Annotated in this window: 11 protein-coding genes; all 11 read left to right on the top strand. The window is 41.3% G+C overall.

What is annotated here, in order from left to right; genetic code table 11:
* Nucleotides 1-3: 3 nt before the first annotated feature.
* Nucleotides 4-498: a DUF6702 family protein gene (locus ABMY35_RS15670; protein ID WP_349287074.1), complete on the top strand. Its 495-nt coding sequence runs from the start codon at nt 4-6 to the stop codon at nt 496-498.
* A gap of 132 nt (nt 499-630) precedes the next feature.
* Nucleotides 631-1,227, top strand: coding sequence for an HAD family hydrolase (locus tag ABMY35_RS15665; RefSeq protein ID WP_349287073.1), 597 nt, complete (start codon nt 631-633; stop codon nt 1,225-1,227).
* 107 nt (nt 1,228-1,334) lie between these two features.
* Nucleotides 1,335-2,060, top strand: a complete 726-nt coding sequence (locus ABMY35_RS15660) for a YebC/PmpR family DNA-binding transcriptional regulator (RefSeq protein ID WP_138479297.1) — start codon at nt 1,335-1,337, stop codon at nt 2,058-2,060.
* Nucleotides 2,061-2,211: 151 nt separating this feature from the next.
* Nucleotides 2,212-3,447 carry a hypothetical protein gene (locus ABMY35_RS15655; protein WP_349287072.1) on the top strand — a complete coding sequence of 412 codons (1,236 nt, stop codon included), beginning with the start codon at nt 2,212-2,214 and terminating at the stop codon, nt 3,445-3,447.
* A gap of 50 nt (nt 3,448-3,497) precedes the next feature.
* Nucleotides 3,498-3,893 (top strand): hypothetical protein, encoded by a 396-nt coding sequence (locus ABMY35_RS15650; RefSeq protein WP_349287071.1) that lies wholly within the window; start codon nt 3,498-3,500, stop codon nt 3,891-3,893.
* Nucleotides 3,886-5,481, top strand: coding sequence for a diguanylate cyclase (locus ABMY35_RS15645; protein ID WP_349287070.1), 1,596 nt, complete (start codon nt 3,886-3,888; stop codon nt 5,479-5,481). The genes ABMY35_RS15650 and ABMY35_RS15645 overlap by 8 nt, the downstream gene beginning before the upstream one ends.
* On the top strand, nt 5,474-7,381 hold the full coding sequence (locus tag ABMY35_RS15640) for a bifunctional diguanylate cyclase/phosphodiesterase (RefSeq protein WP_349287069.1): 1,908 nt from the start codon (nt 5,474-5,476) through the stop codon (nt 7,379-7,381). The genes ABMY35_RS15645 and ABMY35_RS15640 overlap by 8 nt, the downstream gene beginning before the upstream one ends.
* 278 nt (nt 7,382-7,659) lie before the next feature.
* A complete protein-coding gene (gene katG, locus ABMY35_RS15635; protein WP_349287068.1) occupies nt 7,660-9,948 on the top strand; it encodes a catalase/peroxidase HPI in 2,289 nt (762 codons plus the stop codon).
* A gap of 122 nt (nt 9,949-10,070) precedes the next feature.
* Nucleotides 10,071-10,838 carry a transporter substrate-binding domain-containing protein gene (locus tag ABMY35_RS15630; protein ID WP_349287067.1) on the top strand — a complete coding sequence of 256 codons (768 nt, stop codon included), beginning with the start codon at nt 10,071-10,073 and terminating at the stop codon, nt 10,836-10,838.
* Between the two features lie 281 nt (nt 10,839-11,119).
* Nucleotides 11,120-13,396: an aminotransferase class V-fold PLP-dependent enzyme gene (locus ABMY35_RS15625; protein WP_349287066.1), complete on the top strand. Its 2,277-nt coding sequence runs from the start codon at nt 11,120-11,122 to the stop codon at nt 13,394-13,396.
* 415 nt (nt 13,397-13,811) lie between these two features.
* Nucleotides 13,812-15,959, top strand: a complete 2,148-nt coding sequence (locus ABMY35_RS15620; RefSeq protein WP_349287065.1) for a prolyl oligopeptidase family serine peptidase — start codon at nt 13,812-13,814, stop codon at nt 15,957-15,959.
* Nucleotides 15,960-15,963: the final 4 nt, after the last annotated feature.

Genomic DNA, 15,963 nt, shown 5'->3' with positions numbered 1-15,963 from the left:
TCCATGAGAGCTTGGCTTGCTGCCAGCTTACTTTTACTGTTGAGCGGTCAAGTCGCCGCTCACCAGTTAAAAGCTGCAATGACAACCGTATTGATCAATGAGCGTACGGGTAATCTTGAGCTGATGCATCGCTTTTATCTGCACGATACAGAACATGCTGTAGAGACCTTGATAGGCGGTCACGCTGATCTGTTTAAGCACGCTAAAGATAGAGCTGAATTTGCACAATATGTAAATCGTAAAGTGGCTTTACAGTTAGCAAACAAGACACCTCTCAAGCTTTCTTTAGTCGGTCAGGAGGTTGATGGAAAGTTTTTTTGGGTTTACCAAGAAACGCAGATCCCTGCAGATTTTAGCGCGCTGAGAATGCAACATGGTGCACTCAGGGATGTTTGGGCAGATCAAGTCAACATGGTCAACTTCGAAGGTAAAGGCAAAGTAAAAACCTTACATTTTGATGGTGAAGACAACTGGCTCACCGTGCATTTTGATAAGTAACCCTCTTTTTGCTTTTATCAAAAGCAGAGCTCAGGCTCTGCTTTTTTATTCGCCCTTATCTTTCAGCCCTAATCCAACCTTTTAATCTTTTCGTATATACTTTAATTACGCTCAATAAGACCACTCTCTTTTATGACTCAAACTGCAGCAAATGCAAACTACCAAGGTGTTATTTTTGATTTAGACAACACGCTAGTAAGTTCTTCTTTAAACTTTAAACATATTCGCGCTGAAATCGGATGTACTGAACACACAGATTTATTGACCTATATTGAACAGCTGCCAGAGGTAGAAGCCCTAGCTGCCATGGATATTGTCTTAAGCCATGAATACCAAGATGCTGAATCAGCAGTGCTAATGCCGGGTGTTTTAGAGTGTCTTGCAGCGCTGGCAGAGCAACACATCAAAATGGCGGTTGTAACGCGTAACTGCCAACATGCGGCACAACTGAAGCTGGCAAAAACCGGTCTTGAGTTCGATATTGTACTCACCCGAGACGATGCCCCCGCAAAACCTGACCCAACTGCATTATTGCAAGTTGCTGATAGTTGGCAAGTAAACCCTTCGCAGTGTATTTACGTTGGCGATTTTTTGTTTGATATACAGGCTGCAGACAATGCGAAAATGGACAGTTGTTTGTATATTCTTGATGCGCGACCTGACTACGCAGATACAGCGACGCATATAATCGAGCACTTTTCGCAATTAACTAAGTTAGTCCTCCCGTAACGTTTGGTTTTCAAAAAAATGTCGCTAATCTCGCTACCCTCTAGCTCAAAGCCTTTAGTCTTGCTAGAATCTTGGCAATTTTTTAAATTCATAACACGAGAATTAAGATGGGCAGAGCATTTGAAGTCCGCAAAAACGCCATGGCAAAAACGGCGGCGGCAAAAACCAAAGTTAACTCTAAATACGGTAAGGAAATCTACGTTGTAGCTAAAAACGGCGGTGCAGATCCTGAAACAAACCTATCTTTACGTCGTCTAATCGAAAAAGCGAAGAAAGACCAAGTACCAGCACACGTTATCGACAAAGCCGTAGAAAAAGCAGCGGGTGGTGCAGGTGAAGACTATTCTCCAGCACGTTACGAAGGTTACGGTCCTGGTAACTGTATGGTTATCGTTGACTGTTTAACAGATAACCCAAATCGTACTATCAAAGATGTACGTCTGCCATTCACAAAAACAGATTCGAAAATCGGTAGCCCTGGTTGTGTTGCACACATGTTCGATCACCAAGCAATCCTTGGCTTTGATGGTGACGATGATGAAGTGGTACTTGAAGCATTAATGATGGCTGATGTTGATGTAACTGACGTTGAAGTTGAAGACGGCAAAGTATCTGTATTCGCGCCACACACTGAATACTTCAAAGCGAAAACAGCATTAACAGAAGCATTCGAAGGCATCAACTTTGAAGTAGATGAAATCACCTTTGTACCACAAACACATGTTGAGATCACAGACGAAGACGACCTAGCTAACTTTGAAAAATTCATGAACATGCTAGAAGATTGTGATGATGTACAAAACATCTATCATAACGCAATTGTGAACAAATAATCATCGCACAATGCATTTAAAAGGAGCCAATTGGCTCCTTTTTTGCTTTAAGCCACACAAGGCGCTGAAAACTTACTCATTTCATTTCGAAAAGCCAAACATCCGCTATAATTATTTACTGCGTTTATATAAATTATCGGTGAGATGTTAGATGTTGCGATTTCTGTACGCTTTATTATGTCTATCAAGCTTTTTTGGTATTTGTGCTGAGCGTGCAACCATCAGCGGCTTTGGCAACATAGGAGCCGTGCATTCCAATTCTGACACCTATCGCTTTAGAACTGATATCTCACGAGATAATGACAACTTTGAAGATAGTTTAGACTTTAGCGCCATTAGTTCTTTAGGCATTCAAGCTGACATATCTTTATTTCGAGATTTCGACCTCGTCACCCAGTTAATTTATCGCGGGCAAAAAAAGGTCACTCTAGACAACGCGCTTAGCTTAGCTTTTTTGAGATACAAACCAGCTCCTGACTGGGAACTCAGAGTTGGTCGAACACAACTTGACCTATACTTACTTACAGAATACAGAGATATTGGCTTTGCTTATCCGTGGGCAAAAGTCCCCACTGAAGTCTATGCTTTACTCCCATACCGTAATTTAGACGGAGCCGATTTTACCTATTTTAAAAGCCATAATGATTTAGATTACCGTATCAAGCTGTTTGGCGGTCAATCTTCGAGTCACATTGCCCTTGATAATGAAAATGTAGAACTAAAAATTGATGATGTTTTAGGTGTGTCCTTCGAACTCAGTCAATTCGACTGGACCCTGTCTCTTAAACACACTCAAGCTCGCACCAAAAACAACATTTCGACCATGGCAAGTATTATTAGTGGCTTACAACAGATACCTGACGTAATTTGGCCGGATAAAGCAGCTTTTATTAACGACTTTTCGTTAATTAATAAAAAAGCATATTTTAGCTCTGCAGGACTCAAATATAACGTAGGGCCACTGACTTTTTTAACAGAGTTTGCCCACCTTCACAGCGATTCATCAGTGGTTTCTGCTGTCAGTAGCGGCTATATCAGTACGACCTACAATTTTGATAAAGGGCAGCTATTTTATACCTTTGCGATCGCAGAATCCGATCCCAGTGAGTTTAACGATGCAGTCAATATTCAACGATTTTTACCAAACCAAGTTGAGGAGATAATTCTAGCGGTTAATGAATCATTTCGTGTATTCAGCCCTAATCAACAAACCCATTCTCTCGGTGTCAGATACGACGTGAAAGACAATATTGCCCTTAAATTACAGATTGATCACACTAATATTGAGGCTCAAGGGGGGGCGCTGTGGTCATATCAGGGTATGAATACCTTGGCACCAAAAGAGTCTTTTACCACCCTATTTTTTAGTGTGAGTTTTACTTTTTAGCTATGAACAAGTTAATTATCTTCCTCACCCTAATACTCGCTTGCTGTATCATGAATACAGTAGCGGCTAAGCCTATTTCTATCGTTGTGCATGCCGACAATGCGACAGACTCCCTGTCAAAAAAGCAGTTAATTGATTTATATATGGGCCGATATGTTGCTTTCCCTGACAACCAATCCGCTCAACCATTAGATACACTTACACCAGAGGGATTAAAATCAACTTTCTACAAAAGGCTCGTGAATATGCCTTTATCGAGAGTAAATGCGTATTGGTCAAGAGTTCGCTTTACCGGTAGAGCTACCCCTCCAGAAACATATGCTGACGAGCAGATGGTTTTAAACTTTATAGCCGAAAACCCCAATGCCATCGGTTATGTATTTAGCGACGCTTTAACTACACAACAAAAACAAAAAGTAAAAGTCATCTTGGAGTTATATGAATAAGAGTGGCTTATTACTCAGACTTGCAATATCAATTAGCTTTGCTGCCGTGTTTGTTGGTTTTATTTCATCGCAGGTATTTTTTAAACTGGCGTATCAAAAAAACTTAGATAAAACTCAGGCCAGTATTGAGCAACTTTATGAGGTCGTTGCGCCTACGGCCAATATTGCGGCCTATTTAGGTGATCAAGAATTAGCAAAAGAAGTGATTAATGGTCTTAGTAACAACCAAGCTATCTTAGCCGCGTCGTTTGAATCTGAGCTATTTGCAATTCAAAGTGAGACTTTTAAATCTGAGCCTGCTAAACAAACGGAGTTCATGGTTTATTCACCTTTTGTACCTTCAGAGTCGTTAGGTACGATTAAAGTTCAGCACAATTTAGCCTACATAGAAGAAGACTCACAAAATGCGGCAAGCTTCTTATCCAACTCTTTGCTAATACAAGCACTCGTTGTTACTGTCATTGCTATTTTTATTGCATTTTACTTCATCACTAAGCCCATCCTAATTATTGCAAATAGTCTGCACTCACTGAATCCAGGTACAGCAAGACGTTTAAAAAAGCCTGTTTTTCACGACAAAAGCGAGTTAGGTAATTTAGTTGAAGACATCAACTTACTATTAGAAAAGGCAGAAGAGCAAATCTCTCAAGAGCGATTATTGCGCTCTGAAATTGAGCTTTTAGAAAAGCGCTTCAGGTTATTATTCGAAAACTCCGTCGCCCCTATCATTTTAATGGAGCCTAGAGGCAATATTCTTCTCACCAACAAAGCCTTTAAATCTTTGATAGAACGAATAGAGCAGCCGATGAAGAAAAACTATGGCCCTATACTCAGTGAGCTCTTTGAAACGCCTGAACTAGTGACACGCGCTGTAAACAGTGCATTTTTGAATGATGAAATCGCCATTGGTGAGCACCGACTTAAATTTAAAGAACAAGATAAAACCATTTGGTTACAAGTGGTTGTATCTAGCATCATCACAGATGATTTAAAATCGTATTATCAAATCACACTCAATGATGTATCTAAGAAACGTGACGAGCTCGATAAATTAAGCCGAAGAGCTGATTATGACGCCCTGACCAATATGACCAACCGCCATGCTGGTGAGAAAAGAATTGATCAATTCATAAAAGATAAGACACCTTTCGTCTTTGCCTTGATGGACCTCAATGGCTTTAAACAGGTGAATGATATCTATGGTCATGATGCCGGTGACGAAGTGCTGATATTCGTCGCGAATCAGTTAAAACAGCTCACCCCGAGTAATGGGATAGCGTGTCGATGGGGAGGCGATGAGTTTGTAGTCGTATTAGAAAACACCAACAAAGCTGATTTTGAATTGTTCTGTGAACAACTCACGACAAGGATCGTTAAGCCTTATACACTTATCTCGCACCAAGCTAATGTACAGGTAGGCCTTTGTATTGGTGCTGCGTTTTACCCGTATGACACAAGCCATAAGCCGGAGCTCATCCACTTAGCCGATAAAGCCATGTATGCCATTAAACCTGAGTCTAAAACAAGGGGAGGAAGAACGCTGGCTTTTGCAACTACCACTAAAACTTTAGAGCACAAATATGAATAGGCGAGAAAGTGTTGACTACAGCAGTATTCTTGGTCAAATTGCAACGGACAAGGTGAAGCGCTTAAAGTCATTTATTCTTCTGATCAGCCTTTCTTTGGCACTGTTCTTTATCCTCAACATATTAATTTATCAACAAGGCTACGCTTACACACTTGTGGTCGCGCTCGGGATCTTTTTATTTTTACACTGGTTTGTCTGTGAAGATACCTTGCCTGTAGTGTCTGGTATTTTTATATGGACTTTGACCTTACTGGCATTCTTTTTTGCGTGGAATATTGAAGGGCTCTACGACACCAGTTTACTTGCCTATCCATGTATTCTTGTATTTTGTGCCATGCTTAACAGCCGCCTACTTATCATCTCTACAACCACATTTATGGTGCTCAGCATATATTGTTTAGCCTATGCAGAGTACATAGGGTTATTGGCCTCTCCACTGGCTGAGTTCGCCGATTGGCGTAAGGCGCACAACATGGCCCTAGTGCTGCTTGTGTTCGCTTCTGTGGTTTACTTATTAACGAAAGACATTGATAGGCTGCTCGAAAGACTAGTCAAAATGCATGTGAATTCACTCAGAAATAAAACTCGTACTCAGCGAAAAGCACTCACCAATAGATTGACCCTGTTACCCAATGAAATAGCCTGTGCACAATATGTCCAGGGACGCATCTACCGTCACCATCAGGCAGAACAACTTAGTGCATTAATGGTGCTCACCTTAAATAACTTAAACTCCATTAATGCCTCTTTGGGGTTTGATATTGGTGATAAGTTAATCAACATGATTGCACAGCGACTAAATACATTGTCGGAAGATAACTCCAAAATTTTTCACAGCTCCAACAATCAATTTTTTATTTTCATTGATGAAACCGATTACCACGATATCGAAGCTTTTGCTCATCAAGCGTTGCAAACCACTTTTTTTAGCAATTACGTCGAGCAATACGAGGTTGAAGTATCGGCCTGTATTGGCATTGCAATAGCCCCTCATGATGGTAATCACTATGATGCACTGTTACGCAGAGCACACACAGCATTAACTAAAGCGGTGCAAATGGGCCATAATCAGTACGCGTTTTTTGATTTAGAAATGGAGCAACAAAGCAAAGCGAGACTGGCTATGCTGGTAGGGTTAAAACGAGCCATTGAACAGCAAGAGTTTGAGCTCTACTATCAACCCAAGATTGAACTGAGTAGCAATACCATTGCAGGGGTAGAAGCGCTGATCCGCTGGCGCCTACCCGATAACACACTAATGCCTTCTTCTGTTTTCATTCCTGTTGCAGAGGCCTCAGGATTAATTAATGAAATAGGGATCTGGGTAGTCAAACAAGCCGTTAAAGATTGCCTTACTTGGCATCAGCTCGGTTTTAATCAGCTTGGGGTATCGGTCAATGCCTCAGCGGAACAGTTTAAAAAAGGCAATTTTGGCAGTTTAGTATTAAAAACCTTAAAACAGCAAAAACTCGACCCCTCTTACCTTGACATTGAAATCACTGAGTCACTATTCATTGAAGACGAGAAAAACATACAGGCACAAATTCACCAAATGGTTTCTCAGGGTATTTCGATTTCTATTGATGATTTTGGTACTGGTTACTCGAACTTAAATTACTTAACCAAGTTCAATGCTTCGACTCTAAAAATTGATCAATCCTTTATCAAAAATATGATGCATGAACGCAATCAATACCACTTAGTTGATGCCATATTGAAAATGAGCCATGCAATTGGTATTGAGAATATTGCTGAGGGTATCGAAGATAAGAGCACTGCCAATATTTTAATGCAACTAGGCTGTCGATATGGCCAAGGCTACTACTGGTCAAAGCCTATTCCTCAACCAGCTTTTTGCCGATTTTTGATAAATTGGCAAAAACACAGTATAGCCAGTTGAGCGTATTTCTAATGCCAAATATGACAACATCCCTTCATTGTTTTTTTTGAACATATGAATCTAATTAATCAATTTATAAAAAATTTAATCACCTTCTATACTCAATTCTGATGTAAACAAGTCGAGCACTTAAGTGCAAAATTTTAATACATGAAAGAACAAAACTTGATTTATAAACTTACCTATTAAGTTAGATATTAGAGAGGTTTTACGTTTCATTCATGTTGTCACTTAACGCCAATCAAGTTGAACGTAATTTAACGCATAGGATGAACATAATGAAGCTCCACACTCAGTTTCGCAAGTCGGTACTTGCCACCTTTGTTGGTCTCGGTATTTTAAGTTTAGGCGCATGCGCCAGCTCGCCACAAATGAGTAAACCAAAAGGGGCGACGGGGACTGGCAATGTTGCCGTTGGTACGCCTAAATCAAATCAATTTTGGTGGCCTGAACAATTAAATTTGTCGCCACTTAGAGATCATGACAACCGTTCAAACCCACTAGGTACTGACTTCAACTACGCAGACGCATTCAATAAGCTCGACATGGCGGCACTCAAAAAAGACATGAATGAGCTACTCACTACATCTCAAGATTGGTGGCCTGCAGACTGGGGAAACTACGGCCCATTGTTCATCCGCCTAGCGTGGCATAGCGCAGGTACATATCGCACATTAGATGGCCGTGGCGGTGGTGATGGCGGTCAAATGCGTTTTGACCCACTGAATAGCTGGCCTGACAACGGTAATTTAGATAAAGCCAAAAGGTTACTGTGGCCATTAAAGCAAAAGTACGGCGAAAGCATCTCTTGGGGTGACTTAATGATACTAGCTGGTACAGTTGGTCTTGAAAACATGGGCTTTAAGACCTTTGGATTTGCGGGCGGCCGTACTGATGACTGGGAGCCAGATCTTGTTTATTGGGGCCCTGAAGTTGAAATGCTTGCCAGTGACCGTGAGGAGCGCGACGGTAAACTTCAACGTCCTCTTGGGGCGACGCATATGGGTCTAATTTACGTTAACCCTGAAGGTCCAAAAGGAAAGCCAGATCCACTTGGTTCAGCTAAAAATATTCGCATTGCCTTCGGCCGTATGGCAATGAGCGATGAAGAAACCGTTGCACTTATCGCAGGCGGTCACACCTTTGGTAAAATGCACGGTGCGCACCAAGCAGGTCAATGTGTGGGTAAAGAACCCGGCGGTGCAGCTATTGAAGAACAAGGATTAGGCTGGAAAAATAAATGTGGTAAAGGTCACTCAGAAGACACTGTGACCAGTGGCCTTGAAGGCGCGTGGACGCAAGCACCGACTCGCTGGACGACACTTTATTTACAAAACTTACTTAACCTTGAATGGCAACAGACACGCAGCCCAGCAGGTGCAATTCAGTGGATCCCAACCGATGAATCGCTACATACTTCAGTCCCAGACGCACATGTGAAAGGTAAGTTTAATTCTCCGGTTATGACTACCGCTGATTTAGCCCTTAAGTACGATCCTGAATATCGCAAAATAGCAGAGCGTTTCTTAGCAAATCCAGAAGAATATCGCCTCGCATTTGCAAAAGCTTGGTATAAGTTAACACATAGAGATATGGGACCAAAAGCTCGCTACCTTGGTGATAATGTGCCGAGTGAAGCGTTAATTTGGCAGGACCCTGTACCAGCTGTCGACCATACGCTTGTCAATGCAAAAGATATTGCAAACTTAAAGCGCGATATTCTGGGTACAGGTTTAACCATCCCTCAGCTTATAAGAACTGCATGGGGCTCAGCTGCAAGCTTTAGAGCGTCAGATATGCGAGGTGGGGCAAATGGTGCACGTATTATGTTAGCACCACAAAAAGACTGGGCAGTAAATAACCCAGATGAACTGAGCATGGTGTTCAGTAAACTTAAAACTGTACAAAGCAACTTCAACAGAAAAGCATATGGCAATAAAAAAGTGTCTATGGCAGACATCATCGTATTAGGTGGTGCAGTTGCTGTTGAAAAGGCGGCCGACAATGCTGGCGTAACAGTGTCAATCCCCTTTACACCGGGCCGAACTGACGCCGCACAAGCACAAACAGATGTAAAGTCATTCTCACTACTTGAGCCAAAAGCAGATGCCTTTAGAAACTATTTCAATACTAAAGAAAGCTATCGCTCTCCAGCCGAAATGTTAGTCGATAAAGCAGATCAGCTTAATTTAACAGTGCCAGAGATGACAGCACTTGTAGGTGGCTTGCGTGTCTTAGGAGCAAACAGTAATGGTAGTAGCCATGGCGTATTCACTAATAATGTAGGCGCTTTGAGCAACGACTTCTTCGTTAATCTATTGGATATGTCGACAGTTTGGAAAAAGTCAGCTCAAGAAGGCTTATATGAAGGCTTTAACCGGAAGAGTGGACAGAAACAATATACTGCGACTACGGTAGATCTTGTGTTCGGTTCAAACTCTGAGCTCAGAGCCATTGCGGAATTCTATGCCTATGATAATGCAAAGCAAAAATTTGCAGATGATTTTGCCAAAGCCTGGCACAAAGTAATGCAACTAGACCGCTTTGATTTAAGACACAACCTTTAAGCCTCTCATAGAGCAAGAGGTTCACTCTTGCTCTTTCTTCATCAAAAAGTCGCCACCTTGTAGAGTCAATACACAAAATTCACTGTAGTCTGTATAAAATAAGCACAAAAAACACCTTGTTGATGATAGCGACTGGCTTTTCCAGAATAAACTTAAAGCATGCCTTGTACTTAAGTGCAATCATTTGCATATGTTTTACTTCGTCAAACAGCTATGCTCGTACAACGCTTAAAATTTGTCATGAAGCCAGCAATTTCCCGTCATACATTTATCAACAAGAAAACCAAGCTAAAGGACTATTAACCGATATCATAAAAACTGCCGCTGAAAATGCCAAAGTGACCGTGCAATTCGATGCCAAGCCTTGGAATCGCTGTCAAAAAGATGTCAAGGCAGGTAACAGCCATGCTTTATTTGCCATGATAAAAACTCCGCAAAGAGACAAAGAGTACGCTTTTCCGGATTACAAAAACGGTCATCTCTGGACGGCAATTTATCCTGTTTTTATAGAACAAACGTCAACATTTTCGCTGACTGACTATTTACCAAATAAAGGACTTGGTGCGCCATTGGGGTATGTTGTTTGGCAAGAATTGAATCAAAGAAATTGGTTAAGCCCATTTCAATATGACCCTGAGTTAGGCCTCAAAATGGTGGCACAAGGTAAATTAGATGGGTATGTGGTAGAGCGCTTAATTGGCCTTCATCTACTTTATGCAAATCAACTCTCTGATGTTATTAAACCCTCCAAAGAACGATTATTGGATACTGTTTGGTATTTACCATTTAACAAACATTTTTATAAACAAAACCCCCATCTTGTTCACCAGATTTGGCAAGAAATAGACAGCGCAAGAGAGCAGCTTAAAAACAAATACAATAAACCTTAGCCCTGTCTTATTTACAGCCACACTTCAATTTCTTGAAAAAACTGCCAGTTATAAAAACTCAGCTATCTCCTCAATATCGTTTTCATACTCATCCACAAACAAAACACATTGACGTTTTGTTTTGCTAAAAGTACAAACTCGCTTCACTGCTGCGGAATAATACCAAATCCTTAAAAACTTTATGGTTGAATAAGCATCAAAAACCCCTTAATATTCCTTTAAGTAATTAGATATAACAAAATGCAATATAGGCGCATTTTTATATAAATAAAGGCTATGTCATGACTGAGCAGCAGCAATTGAGTCAAATCTATCTTGATGCCAACGCAACCACTCCCGTATTACCAGCGGCCGCGCAAGCTGCGCTTGCAACCATGCAGACCCAATTTGGCAACCCGAGCAGTAGCCACATTACAGGGCTTCAGGCTAAGCAAATAATGGAACAAACTCGCGGTAAAGCTCGCAAAGTAATAGGTGCTAGTAGCGGGCAAGTTATCTTTACCAGTGGCGCAACCGAAGGGATCCAAACGGCCATATTGTCTGCGCTTTATCAAGCTAAGCATAACTACAGCTCTGAGAAAAGGCCTTGTATTTTGTATGGCGCAACTGAGCATAAAGCCGTACCAGAATCTCTAAAGCACTGGAATCATATCCTCGATATCCATGCTGAAATTAAAGCCATCCCAGTTAATAAAGATGGCATGTTAGATTTAGATTTTATTGCCAAAGAAGTGCCCAACGCCTTGATGATCTGCACTATGGCCGTCAATAACGAGACCGGTGCAGAGCAAGACTTAAACAAACTAGAAACCGTGATCAGAAGCAATAACCCCGAAACTTTCTGGATGGTTGATTGCGTTCAAGCACTCGGTAAAGTTGAACTTGATATTGCCAACACCAGTATCGATTACGCGCCATTTAGCGGTCATAAACTCTATGCAATGAAAGGCATCGGCTTTGTCTATATTCGTGAGCAAGCCCCTTTTACACCATTTATCGCAGGGGGTGGGCAAGAAAGTGGGTTACGCTCAGGAACTGAAAACTTACCCGGTTTAGCTTCACTGAATGTGATTTTCGATGAGCTACTTGGGCAGGGTAGGGGTGTATTTGCCACCAAAGAAACACTACGCAGTTACCGCGACCAACTTGCTGAAGCGTTAACAACAGCATTCCCTACCATTGTATTTAACAATAACTTTGCGTGTAGTGTCCCAACTACACTGAACTTCGCTATCCCAGGGTTTAGTGCCAAAGAGATCTTAGATTTATTCGATGCAGCTAATATTCGTGTCAGCTCTGGTTCAGCATGCAGTTCGAAAGTAACAGGCAGTTTTGTGCTTGATGCAATGGGACTGCCTCAAGTACAAAGTGAAGCCGCAATTCGTCTATCTTTTGGTCCTGCTGCTACTCAAGCTGAGATAGATGCTGCTTGTGAACGCATTGCTTATTGTGCGAAAGCGCTTGGCCATAGTTGCTTAGTAAACATGGGTGACTTAGACAATAAGTCAAAACTCGATGGATTAGTGCAGTTCAAAGTGGGCGGTAGTTGCTGTTGGTTATTTGTCGATGGTGAGAGCCAAGAGGCAATCATTATAGAGCCACTAGAAGAACTCACTCAACGTTTGTTAACCGTTTTAGAATGCCAAGGCCTTACTTTAAAAGCGGTTATAGACACACATGGTCATGCTGATCATACTTCAGCTAGAACGCAACTGTTAAGTAATGAATTAAAAGACCAAGTGACTGATCACCTAGGCTGGCCTACCCAGTGTCACGTTGTAACTGTCGATGCCCTTACTTTACCATTTATCGATGTAGGGAAATTCGCTTTAGTCAAAATTGCCACGCCAGGCCATACACAAGACAGTATCTCCTTGGCGCTTTGCCACAAAGCTGAGTTAGAAACGGGTAAATTCAATAGTCTTTATACCTTCTGCGGCGATTTAATTTTAATGGGCACACTAGGCAGAACAAACTTTGAAAGCAGTGATGCGTCTCAAATGTATCAATCACTACAGTTACTAAGTGGCTTATTAGAACAAGATAGCCTGCTTTGCCCTAGTCATGACTATAACAATGAGTTTGTCACCACTCTAAATGCAGAAACGCAGCGTAATCAATTATTAGCAGACGTTGTAAGTCAGCGTATATCAGTTACAGAGTTTATGAGTAAAAAGGCTGAACTAGATAGCCATATTCATGACCAGGCCAACCAAGAAATTATGTGTGGTGCGCTGACTACTTGCTCGCAAAAGCATAGCTTCATAGAGTTAAATACTGACGCCTTGCAAGCTCATTTAGACAGCACTAAAGACGTACAACTGATTGATATTCGTGAACCACATGAATATGCACTCAACCATGCGCAACAATTTGATAAAAACGTGCCATTAACTAGGCTTGCAAACTTTATTGGTCTACAACGACTAAACAAAAACCAACCTTTGGTACTTGTATGTCGTAGTGGTAGTCGCTCTTCTGTTGCTGCGCAAGCACTAGTCCGACTTGGTTTTGAGCATGTGGCCCATTTAAAAGGTGGCTACGCTTTAGCGCAATAACATCCTATATTCCCCTAAAGTGATGAGTTGTAAAGCACTCATCACTTTGTTAACCCCCTTTACAGCACCTGTGTATTCGTAAATCAATGTTAATAGAAAAATATGCTATTGATTTATAAGAAATAATTTCATCTCATCTTACTTCTCAGCATTTATTCCTAGTGATAGTATCACTTAAACCTAGCCTTCTAGCGCTCTTTAGAGTGATTACTAGTCTGGCTAAGATGAAGATTTCGATTTTTCAAACCTTTGCATAATTCATCGTGTTATTAAAAGACATGCGCTAATGAGAGGTTAAAACACTGGTTTCGTCTCCATAATAGCAAAGCCAATACCCTTGCTTATCGCTCAAATGAATACTTGCAGCCAAAGATGAAATATCGAGATGAATTATAAAATAAATAAGGGATACACTATGCTAAAGCAAGCACTAGCACTGTCTGTGGCAATCGCACTGACAGGCTGTAATAGCTCAAACGAACAAGTTGATTCAAAAGTGGCAGTTCAAAATAAAACACAAGTTTCTTACCCTGATACACGTAAAGATAACGTGGTAGATACTTATTTCGGCCAACAAGTTGCTGATCCATACCGTTGGTTAGAAGATGATATGAGTGCAGAAACGGCAGAGTGGGTAAAAGCGCAAAATAATACAACGTTTGATTACCTAGCTAATATCCCTTACCGCAACCAAATTAAAGAAACCTTAACCGAGTTAATGGATTTCGAGAAGATCGGCACACCATTTAAAAAAGGAAAATATACTTATTTCTACAAAAATGATGGCCTACAAAATCAATATGTACTTTATCGCCAACTTGAAGATGGCGAGCCAGAAGTATTTTTAGATCCGAATACGTTCAGTGAAGATGGTACAACGTCTTTAGCGGGCATTAGCTTTACTGAAGACGGCTCACTGGTTGCTTACCAAATTTCTGAAGGCGGTAGTGACTGGCGCAAGGTGATTGTATTAGACACTGAAACCAAAAAACAAATTGGTGAAACTTTAGTTGATGTGAAATTCAGTGGCATTTCTTGGTACGGTAATGAAGGTTTTTATTACTCAAGCTACGACAAACCAAAAGGCAGTGAGTTATCAGCAAAAACTGATCAGCACAAAGTATATTACCACCAACTAAACACGCCTCAGTCAGCAGATAAAGTAATTTATGGCGCAACAGCAAGCGAAAAGCATCGTTATGTTGGCGCGAGCGTTACCAAAGATAAACATTACCTTATTATTTCAGCCAGCGTTTCAACTTCAGGCAACAAGTTATTCATCAAAGACTTAACTAAGCCTAACAGCAAGCTAGTTACTATCCTTGATCACACCAATTCAGACACATATGTGATGGATAGCGAAGGCAGCAAACTAACCTTAGTAACTAACCTTAACGCACCGAATAAGCGCATTGTTACTGTTGATGCGAGCAATCCTGCACCAGCTAACTGGCAAGACCTTATTCCAGAAACTGAAAATGTGCTAAGCCCGAGTATGGGTGGTGGCTATATCTTTGCAAGATACATGGTTGATGCCGTATCTAAAGTAAAGCAGTTTGATAAAAAAGGTAATTTAGTTCGTACGATTGAACTACCTGGTGTAGGCACAGCTTACGGTTTTGGTGGTGAGAAAGATGACGAAGTTTTATATTATGCTTTCAGTAACTACAAAACACCAACCACGTCTTATAAGTTAGATATCAAATCTGGTAAGTCTGAAGTTTATCAAAAGCCTGAGATTAACTTTAACCCTGATAACTACGAGTCAAAACAAGTCTTCTACACCTCAAAAGACGGCACTAAAGTACCTATGATCATCACCTACAAGAAGGGCTTAGAACTTGATGGTTCAAACCCAACGATTCTGTATGGTTACGGTGGTTTTAACGTCAGCCTTACGCCTTCATTCAGCTCTTCTCGTGCTGCATGGTTGAAAATGGGTGGTGTTTACGCGGTAGCAAATATTCGTGGTGGTGGTGAATATGGTAAAAACTGGCACAAAGCAGGTACACAGCTTCAGAAGCAAAATGTATTTGATGACTTTATTGCCGCAGCTGAATACCTAATCGATAAAGATTACACGTCAAGTAAGAAGCTTGCTTTGAACGGCGGTTCAAATGGAGGCCTATTAGTCGGTGCTGTAATGACGCAGCGTCCAGAGCTATTTAAAGTCGCACTGCCAGCTGTTGGTGTACTTGATATGCTGAGATATCACACTTTCACAGCAGGTGCTGGTTGGGCATATGACTATGGTACAGCAGATCAAAGCAAAGAAATGTTCAAGTACCTTAAAAACTACTCGCCAGTTCATAATGTAAAAGCGGGTGTGCAGTACCCAGCGACACTTGTAACGACAGGCGATCATGATGACCGTGTTGTACCAGCTCACTCTTACAAGTTTGTAGCTGAACTTCAAGACAAGCAAACGGGTTCAAATCCGACGCTTATTCGTATTGAAACGAACGCAGGCCATGGTGCCGGTACACCGACGAGCAAGATCATCGACCAATACGCCGATATCTTTGGGTTCACATTACATAATATGGGTGTGACTAAGCTTTAATGCT

Origin of the sequence: Pseudoalteromonas sp. BZB3 (assembly GCF_040104455.1) — a bacterium.
GTDB lineage: Bacteria > Pseudomonadota > Gammaproteobacteria > Enterobacterales > Alteromonadaceae > Pseudoalteromonas.
The sequence above is the reverse complement of the archived record's forward strand: the minus strand, read 5'-3'. Positions and strand labels throughout refer to the sequence as shown.

Bases quoted from the DNA above. Each gene is read 5' to 3' on its own strand.
- ABMY35_RS15655 (WP_349287072.1), top strand. From the start codon at position 2,212: ATGTTGCGATTTCTGTACGCTTTATTATGTCTATCAAGCTTTTTTGGT.
- ABMY35_RS15645 (WP_349287070.1), top strand. From the start codon at position 3,886: ATGAATAAGAGTGGCTTATTACTCAGACTTGCAATATCAATTAGCTTT.
- ABMY35_RS15640 (WP_349287069.1), top strand. From the start codon at position 5,474: ATGAATAGGCGAGAAAGTGTTGACTACAGCAGTATTCTTGGTCAAATT.
- ABMY35_RS15630 (WP_349287067.1), top strand. From the start codon at position 10,071: ATGATAGCGACTGGCTTTTCCAGAATAAACTTAAAGCATGCCTTGTAC.
- ABMY35_RS15620 (WP_349287065.1), top strand. From the start codon at position 13,812: ATGCTAAAGCAAGCACTAGCACTGTCTGTGGCAATCGCACTGACAGGC.
- ABMY35_RS15660 (WP_138479297.1), top strand. From the start codon at position 1,335: ATGGGCAGAGCATTTGAAGTCCGCAAAAACGCCATGGCAAAAACGGCG.
- ABMY35_RS15625 (WP_349287066.1), top strand. From the start codon at position 11,120: ATGACTGAGCAGCAGCAATTGAGTCAAATCTATCTTGATGCCAACGCA.
- ABMY35_RS15650 (WP_349287071.1), top strand. From the start codon at position 3,498: ATGAATACAGTAGCGGCTAAGCCTATTTCTATCGTTGTGCATGCCGAC.
- ABMY35_RS15665 (WP_349287073.1), top strand. From the start codon at position 631: ATGACTCAAACTGCAGCAAATGCAAACTACCAAGGTGTTATTTTTGAT.
- ABMY35_RS15670 (WP_349287074.1), top strand. From the start codon at position 4: ATGAGAGCTTGGCTTGCTGCCAGCTTACTTTTACTGTTGAGCGGTCAA.
- katG (WP_349287068.1), top strand. From the start codon at position 7,660: ATGAAGCTCCACACTCAGTTTCGCAAGTCGGTACTTGCCACCTTTGTT.